31 protein-coding genes are annotated in these 24349 nt (G+C 61.7%); 14 read left to right on the top strand and 17 right to left on the bottom strand.

Features of this window, described 5'->3' with window-relative positions; all coding sequences use genetic code 11:
• Positions 1 to 17: 17 nt before the first annotated feature.
• The 3 genes from AC1DXU_RS23490 to gatB form a co-directional block, all read right to left on the bottom strand.
• Complete coding sequence (locus AC1DXU_RS23490; RefSeq protein ID WP_477372813.1) at positions 18 to 716, bottom strand: AIM24 family protein; 699 nt, start codon at positions 714 to 716, stop codon at positions 18 to 20.
• 129 nt (positions 717 to 845) lie between these two features.
• Positions 846 to 1334, bottom strand: coding sequence for an N-acetyltransferase family protein (locus AC1DXU_RS23485; RefSeq protein ID WP_477372811.1), 489 nt, complete (start codon positions 1332 to 1334; stop codon positions 846 to 848).
• Between the two features lie 4 nt (positions 1335 to 1338).
• The gene (gatB, locus tag AC1DXU_RS23480) at positions 1339 to 2838 is read right to left on the bottom strand and encodes an Asp-tRNA(Asn)/Glu-tRNA(Gln) amidotransferase subunit GatB (protein ID WP_477372809.1); all 1500 of its coding nucleotides are present in this window, start codon (positions 2836 to 2838) and stop codon (positions 1339 to 1341) included.
• A 294-nt stretch (positions 2839 to 3132) separates the two neighbouring features.
• Here gatB and AC1DXU_RS23475 point away from each other — a divergent pair, with 294 nt between their 5' ends.
• On the top strand, positions 3133 to 3390 hold the full coding sequence (locus AC1DXU_RS23475; RefSeq protein ID WP_477372807.1) for a YjhX family toxin: 258 nt from the start codon (positions 3133 to 3135) through the stop codon (positions 3388 to 3390).
• A 49-nt stretch (positions 3391 to 3439) separates the two neighbouring features.
• Here the strand turns inward: AC1DXU_RS23475 and AC1DXU_RS23470 are convergent, their stop codons facing one another.
• Positions 3440 to 3871 (bottom strand): CBS domain-containing protein, encoded by a 432-nt coding sequence (locus AC1DXU_RS23470; RefSeq protein WP_477249016.1) that lies wholly within the window; start codon positions 3869 to 3871, stop codon positions 3440 to 3442.
• A gap of 88 nt (positions 3872 to 3959) precedes the next feature.
• Complete coding sequence (locus tag AC1DXU_RS23465; RefSeq protein WP_477372805.1) at positions 3960 to 4694, bottom strand: rhomboid family intramembrane serine protease; 735 nt, start codon at positions 4692 to 4694, stop codon at positions 3960 to 3962.
• Positions 4695 to 4933: 239 nt separating this feature from the next.
• Here AC1DXU_RS23465 and AC1DXU_RS23460 point away from each other — a divergent pair, with 239 nt between their 5' ends.
• From AC1DXU_RS23460 to AC1DXU_RS23430, 7 genes are all read left to right on the top strand, one after another.
• On the top strand, positions 4934 to 6016 hold the full coding sequence (locus AC1DXU_RS23460; RefSeq protein ID WP_477372803.1) for a WD40/YVTN/BNR-like repeat-containing protein: 1083 nt from the start codon (positions 4934 to 4936) through the stop codon (positions 6014 to 6016).
• A 5-nt stretch (positions 6017 to 6021) separates the two neighbouring features.
• Entirely contained in the window at positions 6022 to 6315 is a 294-nt protein-coding gene (locus AC1DXU_RS23455; protein ID WP_477372801.1) for a MoaD/ThiS family protein, read from the top strand.
• Positions 6316 to 6689: 374 nt separating this feature from the next.
• Complete coding sequence (locus AC1DXU_RS23450; protein ID WP_477314368.1) at positions 6690 to 7328, top strand: PAS domain-containing protein; 639 nt, start codon at positions 6690 to 6692, stop codon at positions 7326 to 7328.
• A 118-nt stretch (positions 7329 to 7446) separates the two neighbouring features.
• A complete protein-coding gene (locus AC1DXU_RS23445; protein WP_477249105.1) occupies positions 7447 to 8064 on the top strand; it encodes a PilZ domain-containing protein in 618 nt (205 codons plus the stop codon).
• Positions 8065 to 8348: 284 nt separating this feature from the next.
• Positions 8349 to 8957 (top strand): transglutaminase-like cysteine peptidase, encoded by a 609-nt coding sequence (locus AC1DXU_RS23440; protein ID WP_477314366.1) that lies wholly within the window; start codon positions 8349 to 8351, stop codon positions 8955 to 8957.
• A gap of 447 nt (positions 8958 to 9404) precedes the next feature.
• The gene (locus AC1DXU_RS23435) at positions 9405 to 11141 is read left to right on the top strand and encodes an adenylate/guanylate cyclase domain-containing protein (protein ID WP_477372799.1); all 1737 of its coding nucleotides are present in this window, start codon (positions 9405 to 9407) and stop codon (positions 11139 to 11141) included.
• A 121-nt stretch (positions 11142 to 11262) separates the two neighbouring features.
• Positions 11263 to 11829 carry an ankyrin repeat domain-containing protein gene (locus AC1DXU_RS23430; RefSeq protein WP_477372797.1) on the top strand — a complete coding sequence of 189 codons (567 nt, stop codon included), beginning with the start codon at positions 11263 to 11265 and terminating at the stop codon, positions 11827 to 11829.
• 29 nt (positions 11830 to 11858) lie between these two features.
• Here AC1DXU_RS23430 and AC1DXU_RS23425 read toward each other — a convergent pair whose 3' ends face one another.
• Positions 11859 to 12386 (bottom strand): gamma carbonic anhydrase family protein, encoded by a 528-nt coding sequence (locus AC1DXU_RS23425; protein WP_477372795.1) that lies wholly within the window; start codon positions 12384 to 12386, stop codon positions 11859 to 11861.
• Positions 12387 to 12405: 19 nt separating this feature from the next.
• Positions 12406 to 12753, bottom strand: a complete 348-nt coding sequence (locus AC1DXU_RS23420) for a DUF6949 family protein (RefSeq protein ID WP_477314358.1) — start codon at positions 12751 to 12753, stop codon at positions 12406 to 12408.
• 124 nt (positions 12754 to 12877) lie between these two features.
• Here AC1DXU_RS23420 and AC1DXU_RS23415 point away from each other — a divergent pair, with 124 nt between their 5' ends.
• A complete protein-coding gene (locus AC1DXU_RS23415; RefSeq protein ID WP_477372793.1) occupies positions 12878 to 13609 on the top strand; it encodes a hypothetical protein in 732 nt (243 codons plus the stop codon).
• An 81-nt stretch (positions 13610 to 13690) separates the two neighbouring features.
• On the opposite strand, the gene AC1DXU_RS23410 is transcribed toward AC1DXU_RS23415, so the two are convergent.
• Both AC1DXU_RS23410 and cysE read right to left on the bottom strand, forming a co-directional pair.
• Positions 13691 to 13894 (bottom strand): DUF3126 family protein, encoded by a 204-nt coding sequence (locus AC1DXU_RS23410; RefSeq protein WP_013531334.1) that lies wholly within the window; start codon positions 13892 to 13894, stop codon positions 13691 to 13693.
• A 151-nt stretch (positions 13895 to 14045) separates the two neighbouring features.
• On the bottom strand, positions 14046 to 14894 hold the full coding sequence (gene cysE / locus AC1DXU_RS23405) for a serine O-acetyltransferase (protein ID WP_477314354.1): 849 nt from the start codon (positions 14892 to 14894) through the stop codon (positions 14046 to 14048).
• A gap of 133 nt (positions 14895 to 15027) precedes the next feature.
• Here cysE and AC1DXU_RS23400 point away from each other — a divergent pair, with 133 nt between their 5' ends.
• Positions 15028 to 15627, top strand: coding sequence for an HD domain-containing protein (locus tag AC1DXU_RS23400; protein WP_477372791.1), 600 nt, complete (start codon positions 15028 to 15030; stop codon positions 15625 to 15627).
• Position 15628: 1 nt separating this feature from the next.
• Here AC1DXU_RS23400 and AC1DXU_RS23395 read toward each other — a convergent pair whose 3' ends face one another.
• From AC1DXU_RS23395 to AC1DXU_RS23370, 6 genes are all read right to left on the bottom strand, one after another.
• On the bottom strand, positions 15629 to 16129 hold the full coding sequence (locus tag AC1DXU_RS23395) for a GNAT family N-acetyltransferase (protein WP_477372789.1): 501 nt from the start codon (positions 16127 to 16129) through the stop codon (positions 15629 to 15631).
• A 30-nt stretch (positions 16130 to 16159) separates the two neighbouring features.
• Positions 16160 to 16348: a hypothetical protein gene (locus AC1DXU_RS23390; RefSeq protein ID WP_477372787.1), complete on the bottom strand. Its 189-nt coding sequence runs from the start codon at positions 16346 to 16348 to the stop codon at positions 16160 to 16162.
• The gene (locus AC1DXU_RS23385) at positions 16345 to 16530 is read right to left on the bottom strand and encodes a hypothetical protein (protein WP_477372785.1); all 186 of its coding nucleotides are present in this window, start codon (positions 16528 to 16530) and stop codon (positions 16345 to 16347) included. Before AC1DXU_RS23385 ends, AC1DXU_RS23390 begins: the two co-directional genes overlap by 4 nt.
• Positions 16531 to 16637: 107 nt before the next feature.
• Entirely contained in the window at positions 16638 to 17405 is a 768-nt protein-coding gene (locus AC1DXU_RS23380; RefSeq protein WP_477372783.1) for an alpha/beta fold hydrolase, read from the bottom strand.
• Between the two features lie 8 nt (positions 17406 to 17413).
• On the bottom strand, positions 17414 to 17977 hold the full coding sequence (locus tag AC1DXU_RS23375; RefSeq protein WP_477372781.1) for a DUF192 domain-containing protein: 564 nt from the start codon (positions 17975 to 17977) through the stop codon (positions 17414 to 17416).
• Between the two features lie 25 nt (positions 17978 to 18002).
• Complete coding sequence (locus AC1DXU_RS23370; RefSeq protein ID WP_477315107.1) at positions 18003 to 18578, bottom strand: cold-shock protein; 576 nt, start codon at positions 18576 to 18578, stop codon at positions 18003 to 18005.
• Between the two features lie 329 nt (positions 18579 to 18907).
• Between AC1DXU_RS23370 and AC1DXU_RS23365 the strand changes: the two genes are divergently transcribed.
• Both AC1DXU_RS23365 and AC1DXU_RS23360 read left to right on the top strand, forming a co-directional pair.
• On the top strand, positions 18908 to 19348 hold the full coding sequence (locus tag AC1DXU_RS23365; RefSeq protein ID WP_477372779.1) for a VOC family protein: 441 nt from the start codon (positions 18908 to 18910) through the stop codon (positions 19346 to 19348).
• A gap of 129 nt (positions 19349 to 19477) precedes the next feature.
• Positions 19478 to 19771, top strand: coding sequence for a DUF2218 domain-containing protein (locus AC1DXU_RS23360; protein ID WP_477372777.1), 294 nt, complete (start codon positions 19478 to 19480; stop codon positions 19769 to 19771).
• Here AC1DXU_RS23360 and AC1DXU_RS23355 read toward each other — a convergent pair.
• Positions 19768 to 20334 (bottom strand): DUF1697 domain-containing protein, encoded by a 567-nt coding sequence (locus AC1DXU_RS23355; RefSeq protein WP_477372775.1) that lies wholly within the window; start codon positions 20332 to 20334, stop codon positions 19768 to 19770. The two genes, AC1DXU_RS23360 and AC1DXU_RS23355, sit on opposite strands and share 4 nt — an antisense overlap.
• A complete protein-coding gene (ilvA, locus tag AC1DXU_RS23350; protein WP_477372773.1) occupies positions 20331 to 21587 on the bottom strand; it encodes a threonine ammonia-lyase IlvA in 1257 nt (418 codons plus the stop codon). Before ilvA ends, AC1DXU_RS23355 begins: the two co-directional genes overlap by 4 nt.
• 145 nt (positions 21588 to 21732) lie before the next feature.
• On the opposite strand from ilvA, the gene AC1DXU_RS23345 reads away from it, so the two are divergent.
• The gene (locus tag AC1DXU_RS23345) at positions 21733 to 23136 is read left to right on the top strand and encodes an aminopeptidase P family N-terminal domain-containing protein (RefSeq protein ID WP_477372771.1); all 1404 of its coding nucleotides are present in this window, start codon (positions 21733 to 21735) and stop codon (positions 23134 to 23136) included.
• 103 nt (positions 23137 to 23239) lie between these two features.
• Positions 23240 to 24343 carry an alpha/beta hydrolase gene (locus AC1DXU_RS23340; RefSeq protein WP_477372769.1) on the top strand — a complete coding sequence of 368 codons (1104 nt, stop codon included), beginning with the start codon at positions 23240 to 23242 and terminating at the stop codon, positions 24341 to 24343.
• The last annotated feature ends 6 nt before the right edge of the window (positions 24344 to 24349 follow it).

The following is a 24349-nucleotide window of genomic DNA, read 5'->3' as shown; positions in this document are numbered from 1 at the left end:
GTTTCTTGCGAGCCTGCCTATTCCTCGGTTGGCATATGCAGATACATCGACTGGATGCCGACCCGGCCCGGCCCGGTGAAGCGATTGACGATGAAATTCATGTTGGCGCCGAAAAACCCGCTGGAAAGTCGGTCGATCTTGGTCTCCATCTTCACCGACACGTCCTTGAACAGCCAGCCGCCCGGCTCGATGTCGATGGTTTCGCCGGCGGCGAGCGTCTTCTCGAAGACATTGCCGTAGCCATGCAGCCAGACGATGCCGTCGCCGGCATCGCCGCGAAAACGGTCGATGAAGAAGCCGCTCTGGCCGAACAGCATCGTTGCCAGGCCGCGCACGCGCTCGAAGGTGTAATCGACATTGCCGGTCGCCGCGAGGAACTGGTGTTCGCGCACCTGGATCTCCTCGCCGTGCCGCAGATGGATCGGCACGATATGGCCCGGCCCGTCGCGGCTGAAGGCGATGATGCCAGCCCCCGATGCCTCGGTGACAAAAATCTGCATGCCGGCCATCATCCGCTTCAGCGCGCCCTTCAGCGACTTCAGGCCGATGGTGATGGTGGAATGCTTCCACAACAGGATGTGGTGCTCGAAATAGACAGGCATCTGCGTGACGTCGACTGACAGCACCGGCACCAGTTCGCCGGCAATATGATAGGTGACGCCACCAAAGGTTTCGTCCGACACCTGTGTCGGCATCAATTCCGGTAAGCTCGGCATGAAATCCCCCTCGCACCGTCGCGTCCCGTCTCGTGATGCGGGTACGGATCGGCGGCGACAGCCTTCATCTTGTCGGGGACGCAATCAAATCAAAAACGCGCGATGGCCGGAGCGATCCGGAAGACGCGCCTAGCCGATGGCCTTCTCAAAAACCATCGCCGGCAGCCCTGAATTGCCGCCGCAATCGGCTGTCTTGCCGGCGGGCAGAAACCCCTGCGAACGGTAGAAAGCGATGGCCGCTGCATTGGCTTCTTCCACCTCAAGGCGCAGCATTTGCGCCTCCGGAAAGCTGGCCTCGACCTCTTCCAGCAATGCCTGCCCGATGCCTTGTCTTTGGCAGTCGGGATGGACATAAAGCTGGTTCAAGAGGACGATCTTCGTATCATTGGTGGCAGCGGCGAAAGCCATGCCGCCGATGCGCTTGCCGTCGTCGGCCACCAGAAATTCGGAGTTCGGCCGGACCAGCCGCGCCTTGAGCGCGGCGATCGAATGCCATTCACCGGTGATTTCGGTGACCCGCTCGACGCCATAGATCGCATCGTAAGTGGCGTGCCAGGTCTCGACCAGCAGCGTGCGGATGGCAGCCAGATCGCGTTCCCCGGCGGTGCGAACGAACATCGCCCTACTCGATGCCGAGCTTGGCCTTGACCAGGTCGTTGACCGCCTGCGGGTTGGCCTTGCCACCGGTCGCCTTCATCACCTGGCCGACGAACCAGCCGGCCATGGTCGGCTTGGCACGCGCCTGTTCGACCTTGTCGGGATTGGCGGCAATGACCTCGTCGACAGCCTTTTCGATGGCGCCGGTGTCGGTGACCTGCTTCATGCCGCGGCTCTCGACCAGTTGGCGCGGGTCGCCGCCCTCGTTCCAGACGATCTCGAACAGGTCCTTGGCGATCTTGCCGGAGATGGTGCCTTCCTTGATCAGGTCGATGACCGCACCCAGCTGATCGGGTGTGACAGGAGCATTTTCAATGTCCTTGCCGGCCTTGTTCAGCTGGCCGAGCAGATCGTTGATGACCCAGTTGGCGGCAAGCTTGCCATCGCGCCCCGCAGCGACCTTTTCGAAATAATCGGCGATCGACTTTTCCGACACCAGGATCGAGGCATCGTAGACCGACAGGCCGAGCGACGAGATCAGCCGTGCCTTCTTGTCATCGGGAAGTTCCGTCAGGTTTTTCGCCAGCGCATCGACATAGGCCTGGTCGAATTCCAGCGGCAGAAGGTCGGGGTCCGGGAAATAGCGGTAGTCATGCGCCTCTTCCTTGGAACGCATCGAGCGCGTCTCACCCTTGACGGCGTCGAACAGCCGCGTCTCCTGGTCGATCTTGCCGCCATCCTCGAGAATGGCGATCTGCCGGCGTGCCTCGTATTCGATGGCCTGGCCGATGAAGCGGATCGAGTTGACGTTCTTGATCTCGCAGCGCGTGCCGAATTCACCGCCCGGCTTGCGAACTGAGACGTTGACGTCGGCGCGCATCGAGCCTTCGTCCATATTGCCGTCGCAAGTGCCGAGATAGCGCACGATGGTGCGCAGCTTGGTCACATAGGCCTTGGCCTCATCGGCCGAGCGCATGTCGGGCTTGGAGACGATCTCCATCAGCGCCACACCGGAGCGGTTAAGATCGACATAGGACATGGTCGGATGCTGGTCGTGCATCGACTTGCCGGCATCCTGCTCCAGATGCAGCCGCTCGATACCGACCTCGATGTCCTCGAACTCGCCCTGCCGGTCCGGACCAACAGAGACGATGACAGTGCCCTCGCCGACGATCGGCTGCTTGAATTGCGAGATCTGGTAGCCCTGCGGCAGATCGGGATAAAAGTAGTTTTTGCGGTCAAACACCGACTTGTGGTTGATCTGCGCCTTCAGCCCAAGGCCGGTGCGGATCGCCTGCTTGACGCATTCCTCGTTGATGACCGGCAGCATGCCCGGCATTGCCGCATCGACCAGGCTGACATTGGCATTGGGTGCGGCGCCGAAGGCCGTCGAGGCGCCCGAAAACAGCTTTGCCTCGGAAGTCACCTGCGCGTGCACTTCGAGGCCGATGATGATCTCCCAGTCGCCGGTGGCGCCCGGGATCAGGCGTTTGGCGTCGGGCGTGCGGGTGTCGATGAGTGTCATGGTGGCCCATTTTTGGATTTCGAAACTTTAGCCGTTTCGGCTCAAGTTAAGTGAGGCTGAACTTTAGCCATTCGCTAGTGCAAACCGCCAAAAGAGACAAGCGCAAAGCCGCAGGCTGGCCTTTTCAGCCGCTTTCGCCTAGAGGCGGGTCATCCCAATGGAGAGTGGATGTCCACTTACGCTCAGTCCCGGTAAGGCCCTGACCTCTCGATGAGGCAGGGCAGAAAAACCTGAAACCCCGTGCCGCGAAGCTTCGCGGCGGCGGCATTTTGTGTTTTCCCGGGAATTCTTCATATGGATATTTCGCGCATTGAACAGCGCGTCCTGCACCTGCTCGCGCAGGGCGGGCGCATCGAAGTCGAAAAGAGTGAGAAGAGGCGGATCGCTTTCGTCAAATGCCTGACCCGCGACGGCTGGCATTACCCAGGCGTCGACCTCGACCTGTTTCGAAAACTGAAGCGGAAGAAGGCGGTTTCCTCGTCGGGTGGCGGCCCTTACCGCATCACTCGGCGCGGGCTGGAACTCGTCCGCGCCGAACTCGACAACCGATAGCGGCAATATCCCGCCGGCCGGCATTCCGGTCGGCGGTTTGTTTGCCCGCTCAAGCCGTGGCGATATAGGCCCTGATCTCGTCGGCCTCGCGCTCGACGTCCTCGATGCGGCGCTTGACCACGTCGCCGATGGAGATGATGCCGTCGAGCAACCCGTTCTTTTCCACCGGCAAATGGCGGAAACGGCCCTTGGTCATGATCTCCATGACCTCATTGACGGTGTGGTTCTCGTTGCAGATCTTCACCTTCGGCGTCATTGCCGAGCGCACGGCGATATCGAGGGCGGCAGCACCTTCCTTGGCGACGACCCGCACGATGTCGCGCTCGGAAAGAATGCCGACGATCTTGTGATCGCCATTGGTGATGACCAGCGCGCCGATCTTGTGGTCGGCGAGCATGCGAATGGCCTCGCTCAGCTTTTCGTTGGGCCCGAGCGTCAACACGTCGTGACCCTTCTTCTCGAGAATTGCCTTAACGGTCATGGCGTCCTCCTCAGTTTTTGCTCGCCGGTTCCTGCCCTGACCGGCTTTCACGTTCCGGTGAACATCGTGCGCCGCGATCGGCTGCTTTTCAAGTGCGGTCTGCCTGCTGTCGACGATCGAAAAGGCGCAGGCCGAAGAAGCCGGCGACGAAGCCGCCAATATGCGCTTCCCAGGCGATCTGGCTGTCGACGCCGGGGGCGCCGAACAGGCCGGTGGCGAGATTGATCACCATCCACATGGCGAGAAAGGTCATGACGCTGCGCGAGCGCAGCACGGCGGCTATCGACAGCGGCGCACCGGCAAAGGCGGCTTTGCCGGATGAACGGTCGATGCTGAAGCCAAAGCGCGCGGCAGCCCCCATCATGCCCGATATTGCGCCCGAGGCGCCGACCAGCGGCGCCTCGCCATAGGGATGCATGGCCCAAAAGAGCACCACGGAAGCCAGTCCGGTGATGGCGAAGAACAAAGCGAACCAGAACGCACCGAGACGATTGGCCAGCGGCGAGCCAAAGGCGGCGAGCCAGACCATGTTGATGGCGATGTGCGCAAAACCGCCATGCATGAAGGCATAGGTGAAGGGCCGCGTGAACAGGAACCAGTCGAAGCCGTATTGTCCGGTATAAAGGACAGGGATGAAGGCGCCGTCGTAGAGCAGCGTCATTTGCTGCGTGTCGTTCAGGACATATTGCTGCAGCAGAAAGACGGCCGCGCAGATTCCGATCACCGCCAGAACCACCGGCGGCAGGTTGAACACCGGCTCGCGGCGCGGCTCCGGAGGAGGTTCCGCCAGCTCGATTTCCGATGGGCTTACAGGTTCGCTCATACGCCTTGCACTCAGCTCCGGGATTCAACGTCGCGAGCTTTAGAGCAAGGAGGCTCGAGTTGGAACAATTCTATTTCCCGGCAGCAGCCAATGCCCGGCTCGCCGGTCATTTGCTAAGAACCAGCCATATCTTCTCATCTTGGCCTCGACGGGTTTAGACTGAAAAAAGTTCCTGACCGTTGTCGGCCAGGCCCACGCTCCGCCGTCCTTGATGAAAGGCACGCAATCGGGAGGAGAAAATGCCGGAAAAAGTCCTGGTCCTCATCGGCACGAAAAAAGGCGCCTTCATCGCCGAGAGCGATGGCAAGCGCGGGTCGTGGAAGCTGCGCGGTCCGTTCTGCGAGCACTGGCCGATGAACCATGTCGTCGGCGACGCCGCGACCGGCGCGATCTACGGCGCCGGCGGCAACGAATGGTTCGGCCCGGCGGTCTGGAAGTCGATCGACCTTGGCGAGAGCTGGACGCATTCCAGCGATGGTTTGGCCTATGCGGCTGGCGAGGAACCGATCAAGGCGGTGTGGAGCCTCGCCAGGCGCAACGGCAGCCTCTATGCCGGCGTGCAGCCGGCCGGCCTGTTTCGCTCTGACGACGGCGGCACCACCTGGAGCCACATCGAGGGCCTGCAGCATCACCCCAGCCGCAAGGACTGGAACCCGGGTGGCGCTGGCCTCATCCTCCATTCCATCGTCACCCATCCCAGAGACAAGGAGCAGATCTGGGTGGGTATTTCGTCCGCAGGCGTGTTCTACACCTGGGACGGCGGCAAGACGTGGGAGCCGCGCAACCGGGGTACCCGCGCGGACTTCCTGCCTGAAGGACAAAACTACCCAGAGTTCGGCCAGTGCGTGCACTGCCTGGTGATGGCGCCCGGCAAGCCCGATCGGCTCTACCAGCAGAACCATTGCGGCATGTACCGCTCCGACGACGGCGGCAAAAACTGGCAGAGCATCGAGAAGGGCCTTCCCTCGACCTTCGGTTTTCCTGCCGCCACCCATCCGCGCGACGCCGACACCCTCTTCCTCCTGCCGCTTAACGGCGACAGTGCCGGCCGCTACGTGCCGGACGCGAAGGCGGCGGTCTGGAAGACGCAGGATGCGGGCGCCACCTGGTTGGACGAGCGCAAGGGCCTGCCGCAGGAGAATTGCTATGCCGGCGTGTTGCGGCAGGCCATGGCGACCGACAGCCTCGAGCCGGCCGGCGTCTATTTCGGCACCAGCGGCGGCTCGCTCTTCGCCAGTGCCAACGAAGGCGAAAGCTGGTCGGAGATCGCCCAGCATCTGCCCCCGATCCTGTCCGTCGAGACGATGGTGGTGAACGGGTAGGTCAAATGCCGAACGACACCGCCAGCAGCCTGTCCCTTATTGTCGCCCGGCTCCCGGGCGTGCTCGTCGACCTGTTTCCCGGCGCGCCGCGCCGGATCGAACTGCCGGCCTCGACCGTGAAAGAAATGATCGACGGGCTGGACGCGCTCTGGCCCGGCATGCGCGACCGCATGTGCGATTCCCGCCCTGCGATCCGCCGCCATATGAACGTCTTCGTCGATGGCGAGAAGGCAACCCTGGAAACCAGGCTCGCGCCCGGCGCCGAGGTTTTTATCCTGACGGCGATCAGCGGCGGTTAGGCACGGACGAAAGATAGCCCAGCGATGCGCTTGGCCGCGAATCGTGGATCCGGCGAATCATCAAGCGCGAATCAAAAAGAAGCCGTCCAAGGTTTCCCTTGAACGGCTGGTCGAGCCCCCTGCTCCCCTAAAAAACTCTTAACCGAAGTGCTGCCGATCGTCGCGAAACGACCGCTTCTGGAGTGGTTTTTATGTGCCACAGACCCTGCCTAGGAGCAACGTAAACCACTTGTTAACCTTAACGGCCCCGACCCGTGAACAAGTGTTAACGCTGCTGGCACGCATCCTGCGACGCACCGCATGTAGGTCATCGGAGAGCGCCCTTTCTGTTCCCCGATGGGACACCAGAAGACAGAATGCGCGGAGCTGCTAGCATGAAACAGAACGGGTCGATCACACTGTTCCAATATTGGAACAGGCTGCGTGATGGGCGCTCTGCCCCGAAGCGTTCGGAAGTAGAGCCCGCTGATATCAAGTCGCTGCTGGCCGACACCTTCATCCTGGAAAGGGACACCCGCGGTGAAGCCGTGTTTCGGCTTGCCGGCACCCGGCTTTGCGCCGTCTACGGACGCGAGCTCAAGGGTTTTTCCTTTCCCTCGCTGTGGCGCCAGAAGGACCAGCGGCTTGTCTCCAAGCTGTTCCACGGCGTTCTCGAGCAGAAATCCGTGGTGCTCATCACCTATGAGGGCCTCAGCCAAAATGGCCGTTCCAACCGCTTCGAACTGCTTGCCTTGCCGCTCGACGGCGGGATCGAAAATCCGCGCTGCCTGGGCGTGATCAGCGCCGTCGAAAAGCCCTTCTGGCTGGGGGCGGACCCGATCACCGACGCTTTGATCGACGCGATCCGCGTCATCGATCCGGACAAGGACCCGATGTACCTGAAAAACCGGCCGGAGATCGCCGTTCCCTCGCTTGTACCGTCCGAATTCGATCCGCCGGAAACGATTTCGGCACTGGGCCGGGCGCGCCGCATCCGCCATCTGGTCGTCTTCGATGGCGGGCGCGAAGAATAACCCCAAATCTTAAAGCACGGCGGCCGGCTTTTCCCCTTTGTTAACCTGCTTTCCTGTAGTTTTGCAGGTGAAGTTCCTCGCATCGGCGCGTAGGAATGCCCAACGGGGTGTAGGCATGATGAGGTCAGCGGCGGTCGAGTCCGCGCCGTCCCGCGCCGAAAGGCGTAACTTTCAGCGCGTCCGTGTAAAGATCTACGGCCGCTTCATGCTGGAAGACCGCACCGAGCATCCGTGCCAGGTGATCGACATGTCGCCGGGCAATGTCGCGCTTCGTACCGATCGCGTCGGCATGCCGGGCGAAAAAGTCATTGCCTATATCGATCATATCGGCCGCATCGAGGGCGTGGTGACGCGCACCTCGCAGGATGGCTTTGCGATGACCGTCATCGCCTCGGACCGCAAGAAAGACAAGCTTGCCGCGCAGCTGACCTGGCTTGCCAACAAGCATGAACTCGATCTTCCGGAAGACCGTCGTCACGAACGCGTGGCGCCACGCAATCCGACCAGCGTGCTTCAGCTGACCGACGGGCGCCAGTATCAGTGCCGCATCATCGACCTGTCACTGTCGGGCGCGGCAATCGAGATCGACGTCAAGCCGGCCATCGGCATTCAGGTCATGCTGGGGACCATGCGCGGCCAGGTGGTCCGCCATTTCGAGGATGGCGTCGCCATCGAATTCGCCGTCATCCAGCGCCCCGAAACACTCGATTCCGAATTCAACGCCCCGCGCTCCTGAGGCAGCGACATCGCAATCCAGCGAACCGGCCCTTTGCGGCCGGTTTTTGTTGACCGGACATCCCCGCCAAAGCCTGCCCCCGAACCCACCAATCCGTACTCGCTAGCGCCGTATCTGTGGTGGCGCAGGCACCCGGCTTGGTTAGAAATACCTGAAGAATTTTATACTCAAATAGCTCAAATTTTATGTTTATTCTACTGAGGTTTTACTCAAAATCTACTTCGGGTTTTTGCGTCAAATAAATCCAACCCTGTCATGGTCTTCTCAAACGGGGAGACTGAACAATGAGCAAGACGAGGGGCAAGCTGTTGCTTATGGCAATAGCGATGCAGCTTTCCGCTTGGGGAACAGCGGAAGCGGCGCAACCAGCCTTCATGCACACTGGCGGCCGCACCACGCAGCCGGTCGGCCATTACGAATTCTGCCAGAAGCTTCCACAGGAATGCACCGAGCGGACGCCGAAGCAGGCGCCGGTCGAACTGACCCGCAAACTGTGGGCGACGATCGTCAACGTCAACAATTCGGTCAACACCCGGATCATCCCGCGCACCGACATGGAGCAGTGGGGCAAGGAAGAGGTCTGGTCCTATCCCGACAATGGCTTCGGCGATTGCGAGGACTATGCGCTGGAGAAGCGCCGCGAGTTGATGAGCGCCGGGATCCCCGCCGGCAATTTGCTGATGACGGTGGCGCGCCAGCCGAATGGCGACGGCCATGCGGTGCTCACCGTGCGCACCAGCCTCGGCGAGTTCATCCTCGACAATCTGGAATCCAGGGTGCTGTCCTGGACCGACACCGACTACACCTACCTGAAGCGCCAATCGGACCAGAATTCCGGCGTTTGGGTGACGATCAATGACGGCCGCGCCGACGCGGTCGCCAGCGTCCGCTAAGCACAACCAGAGGTCAAGCACGCCGCACAATGCGACGTGCCTAACGAGGAAGCCCGGTCGAGTCCCCACCCTCCCCGTCCCCAACGACCGGGTTTTAAGGAGCCGGCCCCGTCCCCGGGCCGGCTCCACCATTTCAGGCGGCAGCTCATTTAAATCCCGATAAGGATACGATTTCTGGCAGCAGCCTGGCCGGGGCGCCTGTTCTGGCATGAGACCGCTTGGTGGCAATTGCGCAAGTGAACAGCACACCAGACCAACGAGGCGCTCGACCGTAAACGCCAGCCGTGGTCGACGTAATAGCGGGTCGGTAGCCCACCGATCCGAGCGCTATAGCCGGCCCAATGCCGATGCCATCTGAACTGCCGGCTCCGGTGATTGTTGAGCAGACCCAAATGTCCCTTTCTGCAATTGCATTTCTGCTATCCTAGTGGGAAGGAGGTCCGCGCCATGGGCGACAATCGCAAGCTGGCCGCAATCCTGGCCGCTGACGTGGTCGGATACAGCCGGCTCGCCAGCGAGGACGAAGACCGAACTTTGGCACGGTTGCGCGCACTTCGCAGCGACCTACTCGATCCAACTATCGCGGTGCACAACGGTCGCGTGGTTAAGCGCACAGGGGACGGCGCGCTGGTCGAGTTCCGCAGTGTCGTGGACGCTGTGCGCTGCGCCATCGAGGTGCAGAACGGCATGGTGGAGCGCAATGCTGGCGTGCCGCAAGGCCGTCGGATCGAATTCCGCATCGGCATTCATTTAGGAGACGTGGTCGAAGAGAGCGACGGCGACCTGATGGGGGATGGTGTCAACATCGCTGCGCGTTTGGAAGGCGTCGCGGCACCTGGCGCGATCTGCCTGTCCGAGGATGCCTTTCGCCAGGTCAAGGGTAGGCTCGACCTGCCGGTCGTCGACCTCGGGAACACGCAACTCAAGAACATCGCGGAGCCCATAAGGGTCTATTCGCTTCTGGTTGGCAACGCTAGGTCAACACCGCCGAAGCCGTCGGAGCCTGTCGATAGCAGGCCGTCGATTGGAGTTCTACCGTTCACCAACATGAGTGGCGATCAGGAGCAGGAGTACTTCGCCGACGGCATCACAGAGGACCTTACCACTGAACTGTCGCGCAACCATGGGTTGTTCGTGGTTGCGCGGAATTCGTCATTTACGTTCAAGGGAACCTCCGCAGAAATCGCAGAAGTCGGCCGAAAGCTCGGCGTGCGCTATGTGGTCGAGGGCAGCGTTCGCAAGAGCGGCAAACGCGTGCGCATCACAGCCCAACTCATCGAAGCAGCGACCGGGAGCCACGTCTGGGCGGAGCGTTATGATCGTGACTTGGAAGATATCTTTGCTGTTCAAGACGAGGTGATCAGAAGCATCGTCGCTGCGGTGCCAGGTTACCTCGAATCTGACCTTGTGAAAGCATCGCGGCGAAATCCTACCGAAAGCTTGGGTGCGTATGATCGCTATCTGCGCGGCTTAGAAATCACAAACCGCTGGCGCAATGACGACATCCCGCAGGCCATAACGGAATTTGAAACCGCCGTGAAGCTGGACCCAACCTTCGCCCGCGCTCATGCTTTGTTGGGCCACATGCACCTTCGTCTTTACTGGCAAACACTGGCGCCACTCGCGTTACAGTCCGCAGACAAAGAAACTGAGCTCGCCGTGCGACTCGACGGCGAGGATAGTAGGTGCTTGGGTATTCGAGGGATGTGTCTTCTGCTCGAAAAGAACTTCGAAGCGGCGTCGGAAACGTTCCAGCGTGCCCTCCAACTGACACCTGATGACGCAGATCTCAATGACATAATGGCGTACTACCTGCTATGCACGGGACAGGCGGGCGAGGCTATCGAGAGATCGCTCAAAACTATCCGCGTCAGTCCGCTGTTCCTTCCGGTCTCTCTGCGTGAGACCATGGGCATGGCATTCATGATGGCGCGACGGTACGTCGAGGCGATAAAGTCTTTCGCCGCTATCAGCAGCCCTTACTACTACATCCACGTTTATGAGGCCGGATGCCTGGCGAAGCTCGGGCGTCTAGATGAAGCGCGGGCGCAAGGCCGTCTGGCAAACAAACTCAAACCAGACTGGCGTAGCGTGGACTGGGGCTATCAATACACAAAAGAGGACTATCGGGAGCACGAGCGCGAACTCGTCCATCTTGCGATCAAGGCGCTGGAGGAACCTTGAATTCGATCTGGGATGCGGATCGGGGACGAATTCGACAACGGAGTGGTCCGCGATCCAGCTTCCAAATGGCTTTTGATCGCTGCAGTATGAGCGATCAAAAGCCACCTTCTGGATCACGGCCATGCTGGAAATCCCGGAAGATCGGTGCGAGCGCCACCGCCTGTTCAAGGCCATCGACGATGCGTTCAAGGCAGGCGACTTCGCAGCCCTCGGCGCGGCCTTGGGCGGCTCGCCCCGCTGGTTCGACGAGCGCATGCCGTTCGAACTCGGCCTTGGCCATCCGCTGGAATATGCGATCTATTGGAGCCCCGTTTCCTTCATCTCGACCTTGCTGGATGCGGGCTCGGATCCGAATTACGGGGATCACGGCGGGTTTCCGGCAATCATTGCGGCGCTGTCGACCGACCGGGCCGACAGGCTGGAAATGGTCCAGGTGCTGATCGATGGCGACGCCGACCCCAACATGCGGGGCGTGAACGACTGGACGCCGCTTCATTATGCAGTGGCCATACGCAGTGTCGATGCGATCCGCCTGCTTTTGGCGGCGGGCGCCGACCCGGCGCTCGAAACCCGTGTCGATCACTATACGACGGCCCTCGAGGAAGCCGACAATGCCGGCTTTGACGCCGGCGCTTCATTGCTGCGCGATGCAATGGCCGGGCGCGGCTCCGACAGTTGGGCGCAATGAACCGCCGGCGAGGATTGGCTAGGCCGGCCTCAGACCTCTTTCAACCCGGCCTTGAACCGCTTGCCGTTCGCCACGTAGTGCGCGGCCGAGCCGCGCAGCCTTGCGACAGCCGCGTCGTCCAGTGTCCGGATCACCCGCGCGGGTGAGCCGACGATCAGCGAATTGTCGGGAAATTCCTTGCCTTCGGTGACCAGCGCGCCGGCCCCGACCAGCGAATTCTTGCCGATCCTGGCGCCGTTAAGCACGATCGCGCCCATGCCGATCAGGCTGTTGTCGCCGATCGTGCAGCCATGCAGCAGAGCCCGGTGGCCGATCGTGCAGCCTTGTCCTATGGTCAGGGGAAAACCGGGATCGGTGTGCATCACCGTGTGTTCCTGGACATTGCTGTCAGCGCCGATGACGATCGCCTCATTGTCGCCGCGGATGACGGCGCCAAACCAGAAGCCGACGTTGCGGCCGACCCTGATATCGCCGATCAGCGTCGCGTCGGGCGCGATCCAGTTGCTGTCGGCGTCCTCGAAGCTGGGCGCCTTTCCATCGATCGCATAGACCGGCATTTTTCGTCTCCGAATCGTCTCAGGCCGCGACAGCGGCGGCCGAGCCTAGGAGCGTGCCCGCCCACGACGCAATGGCGATCAGCACGACGCCGAGCGCCAGTGCCCAGGCCACTGCGGTGCAGCCGCAGGAAATCAGCGCCAGCGTCGAAATGCGTCCCTGCCGACGGGCGTCAAGCGCATCGTTGACGAGCATGAACGGCCCCGCGCATGCGGTTGCGGCCAGCGAACGCACGATATGCGACGGCGACACATAGGGCTCGACAAAGGCAAGCCGGCGGCCCGAGATCAGCTCCATCGCCGATCCGACCAGGCCGCATGCGGTCACGCCGACCGCAAAAGCGAAGAGAGTGAGTTCCACCGGGCTCATCTTTACCTTCCGTTTACCATGAAATCGCACAGTCGCACCCGATACGCGCGCTGCAAGAGCCATGCCGCGCCATGTGTGCCGCCCGAGGACACCTCTTGAGGTGCGGCTGATTTTGGGGATTGAAATGAAGCAGGCAGCCACCGCCGACAGCCCGGAGTTCGATGTCGTCGATTCCAGGCTGATGAAGCGGGTGTTCTATGCCTTCGCGACGCTGGCGCTGCTTTCGGTGGCGATCAGCCTGGGCGGCAAATGGTTCGGCCGCTCGATCGCCATGGCCGGATATACGGATGACGCGACCGTCCACAGGATCGTCATCGGCAACAATGTCATCGCCGTGCCGGCCAATGTCATCCGCTTCGACCAGGCGCGGCGCGACGGCGTCGCCTCGCGCCTCGACCTCTATCTGCGCTATCCCGAGATGGACGGCTATAGCGAAGCCGCGCGCGACGACTTCAATCACACCGGCCAGAGCAAGGACATTATCTTCCTGTCGTTCGAGCCGCAGATGATGTCGCGCGACATGAGCGGCCGCTTCGCGCCGATCTACAGTGCAATGATCGTCCCGCCCGGCACGCCTGGCCCCGGCGGCACGACGATTTACGCCTTCACCGAAAAATCAGGCTATCTCAACGAGGTGCTCGCGGTCGCCAGCCGCCCCGGCAAGACTCCGTTCGTCGCCCGTTGCCTGAGCGGTCCAAGCGCTGAAGAATCGCTGGCGCCATGCGAGCGCGACATCCAGGTGGGCGATAGCCTCGCCCTCACCTACCGCTTCCCCAGGGAGTTTTTGGACAACTGGCAAGCGCTCGACGCGGCGATCGCCACCAGGGCTGCGCAAGTCCTGAAAGCTGCGCACTAAAGCACTCTATTCATTGCATATTTTGGAATTGGAGAGCTGATCGGCCTGCGTCCGCAGGTCCGATCAGTCATAGTGACTGGCTCAGGCCAGATCGATGTCGAGGATCGCCATCGAGAAATTATAGTCGCCGTCGTCCTCGTCCTTGAAGACGATGCCGAGAAACTCGTCGCCGACATAGACCTCGGCCGAATCGTCCTTGCGCGGCCGCGCCTTCACTTCGAGTTTGGGATTCTGGAAGACGCGCTTGAAATAGGCGTCCAGCTTTCTGATTTCGTCCGGCTTCAACAGTCTTCTCCGATCGTCGGGCTTGCTGGTTTGAACGCGCTTCTGACACGTCGACAATGGCGATGTAAAGGCAAGCCGGACAGATCGCACGCGAACCAGGCCCAGGCGCGTGCAGCCGGATTTCGGCGCCCGCGCCCGGGGAGCCGGAAAATCAGATATCGAAGCTGACGACCTGGTCCATCGACTGCGACGGCAAAAGCTGGTCCATCTGCCGCGAAGGCTGGTCGCAGCCGGTCTCGCCAACGACGCGGGCCGGCACGCCGGCAACCGTCTTGTTGTGCGGCACCGGTGACAGCACCACCGAGCCTGCCGCGATCTTCGAGCAATGGCCGATCTCGATGTTGCCGAGGATCTTGGCGCCGGCGCCGATCAGCACGCCGTAGCGGATCTTGGGATGGCGGTCGCCGCCGGCCTTGCCGGTACCGCCCAGCGTCACGCCATGCAGGATCGACACATCATCCTCGATCACCGCGGTCTCGCCGACGACAAGGCCGGTGGCGTGGTCGATGAAGATACCCTTGCCGATGCGAGCAGCCGGATTGATGTCGGTCTGGAACACCGAGGATGAGCGGCTTTGCAGATAGAGCGCGAAATCCTTGCGGCCCTGGTTCCACAGCCAATGCGCCAGCCGATGCGTCTGGATGGCGTGAAAACCCTTGAAATACAGCACCGGCATGATGAAGCGGTCGCAGGCCGGATCGCGGTCGTAATAGGCCTGGATGTCGACACGCACGGTCGACGACCATTCCTTGTCGTCGGCCAGCATCGACTTGAAGGTCTGGCGGATAAGATCGGAACCGACGTCCTGATGGTCGAGACGCTCGGCTAGCCGGTGGATGACGGCTTCCTCGAGGCTCTCCTGGTTCAGGATCGTCGCATAGAGGAACGCTGCCAGCAGCGGATCGCGGTTAACCGCTTCCATCGCTTCATCGCGGATCGAACGCCAGATCGGATCGACCGGCTGCAACGCGCTGTGTCGGGAAATGCTGATGCTGTTCATCGACGTCTTGTCCTGCGTCCTGCCGGCTTGCCTATTGTCCGGCCGCACATATAAGCCAGATCATAGCACGATTGAACTCAATTTTCCTTAGTGCTCGATCAAATGGATTTGGTTCACGGGAATTCAAGCCGCCATGGAAAACGAACCCTTGATCGAAGCGCCGCTGAAGCACGAGCTTTCCACGCTCTATCTCGCCGAAGGCCGCCACTATCACAACCTCAGCCATATCGAGGCGATGCTGGCGCTGGCCGCCCAGTATAGCGCATCGCTGCACGACCCCAGGGCCGTCGAGGCGGCGATCTGGTTCCACGACGCCATCTATGACAGCCGTGCCAAGGACAACGAGGCCAGGAGTGCTGCACTGGCAGAGGAAAAACTCGCCGGTCGCACCAATGCGGAGCGATTGGATCACATCGCTGCGATGATAGTCGCCACCGCAACACACGAATTGCCCAGCCTTGCCGACAAGGAAGCCGTCCGCGACGCTGCTCTCTTCCTCGACATGGACCTGTCGATCCTCGGGGCTTCCCCGGAAGCCTTCGACGAGTACGAACAGGCGGTCCGCCGCGAATATGGCTGGGTGGAGGAGCCGATGTGGCGCGCCGGCCGTGGCGCGGTTCTGAAGACTTTCCTCGCCCGCCCGCACATTTTTCACACCGAGGAATTCCGGCAGCGGTTCGAGCCCCAGGCCAGGCAAAACATGGCGCGGTCGCTCGAAGCGCTCAAATCCTGATTTAGTCAGGAAAAGTCTCGATCCGCTGCGCATACTGCCTGAAACCGGCGCGCCGATAGACCGCTTGCGCGCCCGGGTGATCGTAGGTGTCGGTGTGCAGCCACAGCCTCTCCGGCCCATGCGACCAGACGGCACGAAGCGATCGGTCAAGCAGGAACGGTCCGAGCTTGCGGCCCTGGAAAGCCGGAGCGAGACCGAAATGGGTCAGCTCGACGACCGCCTGACCAACGCCGTTGAATTCGCACAGGCCGGCGGCCTCGCCATCGACACGCAGGACATGGATATGCGTCGACAGGCTGGCGAGAAGGCGCTCGAGATCGCCCGCTGGCAGGCGCAACCGCTGGTCCCACTGCACCGGCTCGCCAACGGCGCGGTAGAGGCTGATATAGTCGGCCATATCAAGCGTTTCGCGCGCCACCGTCGCGCCCGCTAGCGGGCTGTCGAAAGCCGGCGCGGAATTCGGTTCGCGCATTTCCATGTAGGTGACGAGAAGATCAACCAAGGCGGCACCAAGCCTGCAGGTCACCCGAGATCAGGTAAAGGCGCCGAGCGTCGACACCATGGCCATAAACACCCAGGCGCCAATGGCCAGAGAGGCACCGTTGAGCAGGATGCCGACAAGACCGAGCAGGCGGCTGTCGTTCGAACGCGACAGCGCCATCAGCCCGAAAATCACTCCGGCAATATGCGCCAGCGGCGCCGCGAGCAGAAATATCGTCATGAAACGCCCGTGACAACGTTCTGGGAAAGCTCGGACGTGCCGCTCGGCAGCACCACCATTGCGGTAAGGACAATGGCGTCCGCTGCAAAGGCGGCCAGCGCCAGCATGATGGAGCGTTTGCCGAACCTGCCTTTCGCGACGACGCCCGGCAGAGCGTCCGCGCTTCTTCCCCATTGTGTCATAGTGGCACCCGCCATCCCGCTTGGAGCAATTCCAGGAAAAGTGTGTAGCGGTTTTCCCGGGAAAAGCGCGTAACGCTTTCCCTGCGGAATTGCGTAAAAACAAAGTGTTAGAGCGGATTTTCCGCATAAAACTCAAGCACCCGTTGCTTGAAGGCCTTGTCCCCGACAGCCAGCATGTGGTCGCGGCCCTCGATGTGAAAGGCCCTGGCGTTGGGCATCAGCGCTGCCAGTTCGTCCGGCGAGCCGCCAATATCGTCCTTGGTGCCAACAGCGATCAACGTCGGCTGGGCGATGCGCGCCATGTCGTCCTCATCAAGCAATTCCCGCGAGGTGGCAATGCACGCGGCCAGCGCCAGGCGATCGCTGCGCGTCTGGTCGGCGAAGGCGCGAAACGAACGGCCGCGCGGATGGCTGGTCGCATCGGGATCGTCGGCAAGTAGGGCTGCGGCAATCGGATCCCAGTCGCCGACGCCATCGACCATGCCGATGCCGAGGCCACCGAAGACCAGCGTTGCCACCTTGTCCGGGTCGGACAGCGCCAGAAACGCCGAAATGCGCGCACCCATCGAATAGCCCATTACATGAGCCCGCTCGATGCCGAGATGGTTGAGCAGAGCCGCTCCGTCCGAAGCCATTTTGGCTGGCGTGTAGTCAGCCTCTTCATAGCTTTTCGACGAGGCGCCATGGCCGCGATTGTCGAAGGCGATGGCACGGTAGCCGGCATCGTTCAGCGTCTTGAACCAACCGGGCGACACCCAGTTGACGTAATGGCTCGAGGCAAAGCCGTGGATCATCAACACCGGGTCGCCGTGGCCCGATGCCGGCTGGCGATCGAGGAAGGCAAGGTCGAAACCGTCATGGGAGAAAAACTGCATCGGCCGGCTCAGCTGCCGCCGGCGTTCGGCGCATCGCCATTGTCGGCCGGCGGCTTGCCCGGCCCCGACGCGGTGCCGATTGCCGGATGGCGCAGCAGGTCGTTGTACTCGATGCCGTCCCTGGCGGCGGTGCCCGCCTTGAGTTCCAGCACGAAGCGCACCGGCAGGCCAGACGAGATGATCGCCTCGGATTGCGGTTCGCCTTTCTTGATCGCCCGGATCCTGCCGTCCTGGCCGACGAAGATCAGGTCGAGCGGCATCGGCGTGTTCTTCATCCAGAAGTTCACTTGCCCGACAGTCTCGAACACAAACAGCATGCCATGGTCGTCGGCCATGTCTTCGCGGAACATCAGCCCGGCTTCACGCTCCGCGCCGGTGTCTGCGACCTCGATGGAGAAAGAACGTTCGCCGCCTTTCGTCACCGCAACCAACGGCGTCGGGTCGACGGGAAGGATCATCGCCCGGCTGTCGGCGGCACTCGGTTCCTGCGAATAGAAATAGACGCCAGTGGCGGCGGCAACGGCAATGACGGCGCAGATCGCGCCCGCAGTCAGCCAGATCCTGTTAGCCATTCAAAGTCCTCTGCCGGGCACCGCCCTAATGCGAGACCGGCAAGGTTCCCATATCGGGGTGAATTTCGGCAGCCATAAGGCCTTTGTCGCCGCGTCCGAAGCGAACCAGCACGACCTGACCCGGCCGGAGCTCGGTGATGCCGTAGCGGCGCAGCGTCTCCATATGGACGAAAATATCCTCGGTGCCCTCACCCCTGGTCAGGAAGCCGAACCCCTTGGTGCGGTTGAACCACTTGACCAGCGCCCGTTCGAGGCCGCTTTCCGGCGTCACCGAAATGTGGGTGCGCGGCTCCTGCATCTCGGCCGGATGGATCGCCGTGGTGACATCCATCGACAACACGCGAAACGCCTGCAGTCCGCGGTCACCATGCTTGACGAGGCAGACGACACGCGCGCCTTCCAATGCAGTCTGGAAGCCGTCCTTTCGAAGACATGTCACATGGAGGAGGATGTCGCCCGAAGAACCGTCATCCGGAAGAATGAAACCGTAGCCCTTGGCCACGTCGAACCATTTGATCGCGCCGGCGATTTCAACGAGGTCGGCGGAGTCGCCGCTAGCGTCTCGATGCAAGGCGTCGTCAAGGCTCTCGTCCCGCCCCATGAAAGAGGCCTTTTCCCCCATAAGAATGCCCCCTTTTTTCAAGAAACACCGCAACTGATTCTTGACATTAGATTAACACCGCGGCTTCCGGTCTGTGCAAGACCTGACGTGCCTTTTTTCACGGTTCAATACAGGAATACCTGATTTGTTGTTTGCCGGCGCCACTGGCGGCCAGAACAGCGGCTTCTCAGACCGGACCCACTGCCGTTCTGCCTTTGGCTTGAGCATCGGATTTTTCCCGAAACCGCTCGCCGCTTCCGGCTCCGCGATTGCCCTTTGGCCGGGTGGCCCCTATGTTCCGCCGCGACGTAACATCCCGAGGAAACCACATGCGCTATCTCCACACCATGGTCCGTGTCGCCGACGTCGATGCTTCGCTCGATTTCTACTGCAACAAGCTTGGTCTCAAGGAAGTGCGCCGCTACGAAAACGAGCAGGGCCGCTTCACGCTGATCTTCCTCGCGGCGTCCGAGGACGAAGAGAGCGGCATCGCCGACAAGGCGCCGCTGATCGAACTGACCTACAATTGGGATCCTGAGGACTATAAGGGCGGCCGCAATTTCGGCCACCTCGCCTATGAGGTCGACGACATCTACGCCACCTGTCAGCATCTGATGGACAGTGGCGTCGTCATCAACCGGCCGCCGCGCGACGGCAACATGGCCTTCGTCAAGTCACCGGACGGCATCTCGTTCGAGCTGCTGCAAAAAGGCCCGCCCAAGCCAAAGGCCGAGCCCTGGGCGTCGATGACGAACACCGGCACCTGGTAGCGATCACGCCATCTTGAAGCCAGGCGGCCGAGGTAAAAGCCGGCCGCCTTTGCCGTTTTGTACAAAGCCACCTATCTAGACGGTCATCGCGCCCAGCTGACAGCCAGCGCCAGAACAAGAGGTTCGTTCATGCCGTCCAGCAATGCCGATGTCGCCACCGAGCACGCCAGCCGCTATCTGCAGCAGCTGTGCAAGCACTGGGCGCACAAATTTCCCGTCGAGTTCAACCCGACCCACGGCAGCATCGAGCTCTCGCTCGGCCGCACCGTCATGGATGCAGACGCCAGCGCGCTGCACATCACGGTGTCGACGGATGAAGGCGGATCGCTGGAGCGCCTGGAATCGGTCGTCGCCGACCACATCAAGCGCTTTGCCTTCCGCGAGGAGCTGACCTTCGACTGGAAGCAGGCTCCGGCAGTCTAGGCGTTCAAGCCGGCGGCCTGTCCCGCCATCTCCAGCAGCGCCAGCACCGAGCGCCAGTTGCGCGCGGTGCCCGGCACTTTCAGCGTGCGCGGGATCAATCCGGCAAACACCGATTTGCCGAGCCCGTCGGGCGCATTGAGGTAGAGCACGTCGCCCTTGATCTCGAAGCTTTCGGGACCGGTGCATTTTTCAGCTAGCCGCGCGATCTCATCGGCGGTCGGCTCGCGCTCCAGCACATAGGCGTGGAGTTTGGTGTGTTCCGCAGCCAGTTCGGGATAGGGGTTTTCGCTCACCAGCCGCTCGAACCAAGAGAGATCGCGCACCATGATGCGCGAGTAAAATCCCCATTTCTTCTCGAAGGCTGCCTCGATTTGCTTCGTCAGCGTCGCTGCATCGCCCTTCGACGACCGGAAAACGGCGTTGCCGCTCTGCACATAGGTGGCGACATCGGAAAAGCCGAGTTCCTCGAAAAATGCCCGCAGCTCCGCCATCTTGACGATGCGGTTGCCACCAACATTGATGCCGGAAAACAGCGCGACAAAGATTTTTCCCTTGCCGCTCATATGATGAATCCCGCCAACGTCTCGTTGTCGGTGATGTCCTGATACTGGACGCCCTCGGCTTCGAAATTCGCCTTCAGCAGATCGAAATTGCGACGGTCCTTGGTTTCGATGCCGATCAGCACCGAACCGAAATTGCGCGCCGATTTCTTCAAGTATTCGAAGCGGGCAATGTCGTCGTCAGGCCCCAGCATTTCGAGGAAGTCGCGCAACGCGCCTGGCCGCTGCGGAAAACGGATGATGAAGTACTTCTTCAGGCCCTCGAAGCGCAGCGCCCTTTCCTTGACGTCCGGCAGCCGCTCGAAGTCGAAATTGCCGCCCGAAACCACGGCAACGATGGTCTTGCCCCGGATCTCCTTCTTCGAAAAATCCTTCAGCGCGTCGATCGCCAGCGCGCCGGCCGGTTCGAGCACCACGCCTTCGACGTTCAGCATCTCGATCATCGTCGCACAGAGCCGGTTTTCCGGGATCAGCCGCACAGCGTCCGCCGCAAACTCCTTGAGATGCCGCAACGGTTCGCGGCCGATCTCAGCCACCGCCGCGCCGTCGACAAAATTGTCGACCTTGGCGAGCTTGATCCGCTTTCCCGCCGACAGGCTCACGCGCAGGCTCGGCGCGCCGGCCGGTTCGCAGAAGACAAAGCGCGCGTCACGGCCCTGGTCGGCGAAGTAATGCGTTACGCCGGCGGCCAGGCCGCCGCCGCCAACCGGCAGCATGATGATGTCGGGCATGCGCGCGCCAGGCATCTGGTCGGCAATCTCATAGGCGACGGTCGCCTGCCCCTCGATGATGTCCTTGTGATCGAAAGGCGGCACCATATGCGCGCCCGTCGTTTCGGTGAATTCGAAGGCAGCGCGGTAGCAGTCGTCGAAGAAATCGCCAACCAGCCTGACCTCGATGAATTCACCACCGAACAGCCGCGTTTTGTCGATCTTCTGCTGCGGTGTCGTCACCGGCATGAACACCACGCCCTTTTTGCCAAAGTGGCGGCAGACGAAGGCAAAACCCTGGGCATGATTGCCGGCCGAAGCGCAGACGAACAGCTCGGCTTCATTGCCGGCAGCGAGCGCCTTGCGAAAGAAGGTGAAGGCGCCGCGGATCTTGTAGGAGCGCACCGGCGTCAGGTCCTCGCGCTTCAACAGCACCCGCGCGCCGGTCTTCTTCGACAGATAGTCGTTTTCCTGCAGCGGTGTTTCGGGAAAGATCTGCCGGATTGCGGCAGCGGCGACGGCAACACGTGAGGAGAAACTGTTCATGGCAAGATCACCCGGATCGTCTGTGCGCGACTTTGATCCCCGCCTATTGCATATCCGGCCTCGCAAAGCCATTGTCCGGTCGATCATGCAGCCCCGCCGCAGGGGCATTCCTAGAAACCTTGCAAGCACTTGAAGGCGTTTGTTCATGCCTGTCGCATCGGTTGCCCTGAAAACCATGTCGCTGCCGGAATTTGGCGAGCCGACGCTGATGCCGCTGGTTGCGCGCACCACCTACGAAGCGCGCATCGATGCACTGCTGACACGCGGCACCGCGTCGGGCTTCGAGGCCTTCGCCATCTATGGCGACCGCGAGCACGCGGCCAATATCGCCTATCTCTGCGGCTACGATCCCCGTTTCGAGGAGACGCTGCTGGTCATCGTCCCCGGCAAACAGCCGAAACTGCTCGTCGGCAATGAAGGCTGGGGCTACGCCGAGATCTGCGACGGCCCTTACGAGCGCATCCTTTACCAGACTTTTTCGCTGCCGGCGCAGCCGCGCGACCGCTCGGCGGCGCTTCCCGACATCCTCACCGCTTGCGGCCTGAAGGCCGGCCAGCGCATCGGCGCCATCGGCTGGAAGCCGTTTGGTCCCGGCGATGCCGGCTTTGGCGAAACGGCGCTCGACCTGCCGTCCTTCATCGCCGACACGCTGCGCACGCTTGTCGGCGACAAGGGCGCGGTCCTGAACGCGGCCAACCTGTTGATGAACCCGGCCGACGGCTTGCGCGCCATCAACGAGGCCGACCAGCTGGCGTCGTTCGAATTCGCTGCGACCTTTTCCTCGCAAGGCCTTCGCAATGTCTTGCAAGGCATCGAACCCGGCATGACCGAATTGCAGGCCGCGCGGCTGATGGGCATCAACGGCCTGCCGCAATGCTGTCATCCGATGCTGTCGGCCGCCAAGCGCGCGGCCTATGGCTTGCCCAGCCCTCGCCTCGACATCATCAGGCGCGGCGACCCGATCACCATGGCCTATGGCCTCCAGGGCTCGCTCAACGCCCGCGCCGGTTTTCTGGCCGAGAGCGCTGCCGACCTTCCACAAGGCATACGCGACTATGTCGAGAAACTGGTCGCGCCCTATTTCAGCGCCGTCGTCGACTGGTATGAGACGGTCGGCATCGGCGTTGCCGGCGGCACGTTGTGGAAAGCCGTGCATGATCGCATCGGCGATCCGTTCTTCGGCGTCTCGCTCAATCCCGGCCATCTCGTCCATATCGACGAATGGATGCATTCGCCTATTTTTGCCGGCTCCGACATCCCGCTGAAATCGGGCATGGCGCTGCAGGTCGACATCATTCCGGCGACCGGCACCGACTATTTCACCACCAATATCGAGGACGGCATCGCACTCGCCGACCAGGCGCTGCGCGAAGAGATCGCCGCGCGCTATCCGGAGGCCTGGCGCCGCATCGAGGCGCGCCGCGCCTTCATGAACGACGTGCTCGGCATCCGGCTCAAGCCGGAGGTGCTGCCCTTCTCCAACATACCGGCGTTCCTGCCGCCATTTTGGCTTTCGCGCCACAGTGCGATGGCTGTCGCCACGCGCTGACCGCTTTTCGGCTGGACACGACTTAGTTCTGCCGCACTCTACCTGTCCGGGAGGTATCGCGGGGGTAGATGGGCCGTTTGGCCTCAAAGTGAATTCTGTCTGAATGAATTCACCTTTCGATTGGAATTCTGAAGTGCCTTTGAAGAAGCTTTGCATCGTTGCCCTTGCCTTGTTGATTGCCGGCTGTGCCGGTCAGCAGACCCAGGAAATTCTCGGCAGCACGGTCGTGTCCGCGCCGGTGACGGAAATCGCCGGCAATCACTCGATCTTCATCGCCACGACGCGCAAGAAATCCGACGATCCCAACAAGGTTTTCGATGGCGAGCGCTCGGCGACGCTCAACTATGCCCGCGTCAACGTCACCGTTCCGGGCATCCACCAGGCCGGCCAGATCGAGCGGCGTTCGCGCGGCAAGTCGGACGACCCGGCGAAATACTTCATGGCTTCCGAGGTCGTCGGCTACGACGCCCAGCCGAAATTCTCCAGCGCGCTCAGCGCCGACATCGCCGCGCGCGGCGGCCGCGTCATGGTTTTCGTCCACGGCTACAACACCGGCTTTGACGACGCCGTCTATCGCGTCACCCAGATCGTCCACGATTCCGGCTACCCCGGCACGCCGGTGCTGTTTTCCTGGGCATCGGGCGCCCGGACCACCGACTATGTCTACGACAAGGAAAGCGCCAGCGTCGCCCGCGACCAGCTGGAAGTGACGCTGCGCATGCTGCAGCAGTCCGGCGCGCGGCGCATCGACATCGTCGCCCATTCGCTTGGGACCTGGGTCACCATGGAAACGCTGCGCCAGCTCGCCATCACTGGCGACCGCGATCTCGGCGGCAAGCTCGGCGACGTCGTCCTGGCCTCGCCTGACATCGATGTCGATGTGTTCAAGAGCCAGATGCGCCGCTACGGCAAGCCCGACAAGCCGTTCATCCTGCTGCTCTCCGACGACGACCGGGCGCTGCGGCTTTCCGGCCTGATCGCCGGCTCGCGGCCACGCGTCGGCGACTACAAGGACGCCGCCGACCTTGCCACCTACGGCGTCACGGTCGTCGATCTCTCCAAGGTCAAGGGAACCGACAGCTTCAATCACACCAAGTTCGCCGACAATCCCGAGCTGGTGAAGATGATCGGCCAGCGGCTGCGTGAGGATGACGGCTTTGCCAGTGACCAGACGGTGACCGACCGCATCAGCCAGCTCGGCCAATAGAGTGCC

The organism is Mesorhizobium sp. P3_A10, assembly GCF_056403175.1.
The sequence above is the reverse complement of the archived record's forward strand: the minus strand, read 5'-3'. Positions and strand labels throughout refer to the sequence as shown.

Coding starts and splice junctions, on each gene's coding strand:
- AC1DXU_RS23375 (WP_477372781.1), bottom strand. CDS start 17,977: ATGGCTAACAGGATCTGGCTGACTGCGGGCGCGATCTGCGCCGTCATT.
- AC1DXU_RS23425 (WP_477372795.1), bottom strand. CDS start 12,386: ATGCCGGTCTATGCGATCGATGGAAAGGCGCCCAGCTTCGAGGACGCC.
- AC1DXU_RS23370 (WP_477315107.1), bottom strand. CDS start 18,578: ATGGGGCGGGACGAGAGCCTTGACGACGCCTTGCATCGAGACGCTAGC.
- AC1DXU_RS23440 (WP_477314366.1), top strand. CDS start 8,349: ATGAGCAAGACGAGGGGCAAGCTGTTGCTTATGGCAATAGCGATGCAG.
- AC1DXU_RS23450 (WP_477314368.1), top strand. CDS start 6,690: ATGAAACAGAACGGGTCGATCACACTGTTCCAATATTGGAACAGGCTG.
- AC1DXU_RS23390 (WP_477372787.1), bottom strand. CDS start 16,348: ATGACGATATTTCTGCTCGCGGCGCCGCTGGCGCATATTGCCGGAGTG.
- ilvA (WP_477372773.1), bottom strand. CDS start 21,587: ATGAACAGTTTCTCCTCACGTGTTGCCGTCGCCGCTGCCGCAATCCGG.
- AC1DXU_RS23355 (WP_477372775.1), bottom strand. CDS start 20,334: ATGAGCGGCAAGGGAAAAATCTTTGTCGCGCTGTTTTCCGGCATCAAT.
- AC1DXU_RS23345 (WP_477372771.1), top strand. CDS start 21,733: ATGCCTGTCGCATCGGTTGCCCTGAAAACCATGTCGCTGCCGGAATTT.
- AC1DXU_RS23455 (WP_477372801.1), top strand. CDS start 6,022: ATGCCGAACGACACCGCCAGCAGCCTGTCCCTTATTGTCGCCCGGCTC.
- cysE (WP_477314354.1), bottom strand. CDS start 14,894: ATGAACAGCATCAGCATTTCCCGACACAGCGCGTTGCAGCCGGTCGAT.
- AC1DXU_RS23400 (WP_477372791.1), top strand. CDS start 15,028: ATGGAAAACGAACCCTTGATCGAAGCGCCGCTGAAGCACGAGCTTTCC.
- AC1DXU_RS23430 (WP_477372797.1), top strand. CDS start 11,263: ATGCTGGAAATCCCGGAAGATCGGTGCGAGCGCCACCGCCTGTTCAAG.
- AC1DXU_RS23435 (WP_477372799.1), top strand. CDS start 9,405: ATGGGCGACAATCGCAAGCTGGCCGCAATCCTGGCCGCTGACGTGGTC.
- AC1DXU_RS23460 (WP_477372803.1), top strand. CDS start 4,934: ATGCCGGAAAAAGTCCTGGTCCTCATCGGCACGAAAAAAGGCGCCTTC.
- gatB (WP_477372809.1), bottom strand. CDS start 2,838: ATGACACTCATCGACACCCGCACGCCCGACGCCAAACGCCTGATCCCG.
- AC1DXU_RS23485 (WP_477372811.1), bottom strand. CDS start 1,334: ATGTTCGTTCGCACCGCCGGGGAACGCGATCTGGCTGCCATCCGCACG.
- AC1DXU_RS23470 (WP_477249016.1), bottom strand. CDS start 3,871: ATGACCGTTAAGGCAATTCTCGAGAAGAAGGGTCACGACGTGTTGACG.
- AC1DXU_RS23415 (WP_477372793.1), top strand. CDS start 12,878: ATGAAGCAGGCAGCCACCGCCGACAGCCCGGAGTTCGATGTCGTCGAT.
- AC1DXU_RS23465 (WP_477372805.1), bottom strand. CDS start 4,694: ATGAGCGAACCTGTAAGCCCATCGGAAATCGAGCTGGCGGAACCTCCT.
- AC1DXU_RS23475 (WP_477372807.1), top strand. CDS start 3,133: ATGGATATTTCGCGCATTGAACAGCGCGTCCTGCACCTGCTCGCGCAG.
- AC1DXU_RS23360 (WP_477372777.1), top strand. CDS start 19,478: ATGCCGTCCAGCAATGCCGATGTCGCCACCGAGCACGCCAGCCGCTAT.
- AC1DXU_RS23420 (WP_477314358.1), bottom strand. CDS start 12,753: ATGAGCCCGGTGGAACTCACTCTCTTCGCTTTTGCGGTCGGCGTGACC.
- AC1DXU_RS23445 (WP_477249105.1), top strand. CDS start 7,447: ATGAGGTCAGCGGCGGTCGAGTCCGCGCCGTCCCGCGCCGAAAGGCGT.
- AC1DXU_RS23380 (WP_477372783.1), bottom strand. CDS start 17,405: ATGCAGTTTTTCTCCCATGACGGTTTCGACCTTGCCTTCCTCGATCGC.
- AC1DXU_RS23365 (WP_477372779.1), top strand. CDS start 18,908: ATGCGCTATCTCCACACCATGGTCCGTGTCGCCGACGTCGATGCTTCG.
- AC1DXU_RS23385 (WP_477372785.1), bottom strand. CDS start 16,530: ATGACACAATGGGGAAGAAGCGCGGACGCTCTGCCGGGCGTCGTCGCG.
- AC1DXU_RS23340 (WP_477372769.1), top strand. CDS start 23,240: ATGAATTCACCTTTCGATTGGAATTCTGAAGTGCCTTTGAAGAAGCTT.
- AC1DXU_RS23490 (WP_477372813.1), bottom strand. CDS start 716: ATGCCGAGCTTACCGGAATTGATGCCGACACAGGTGTCGGACGAAACC.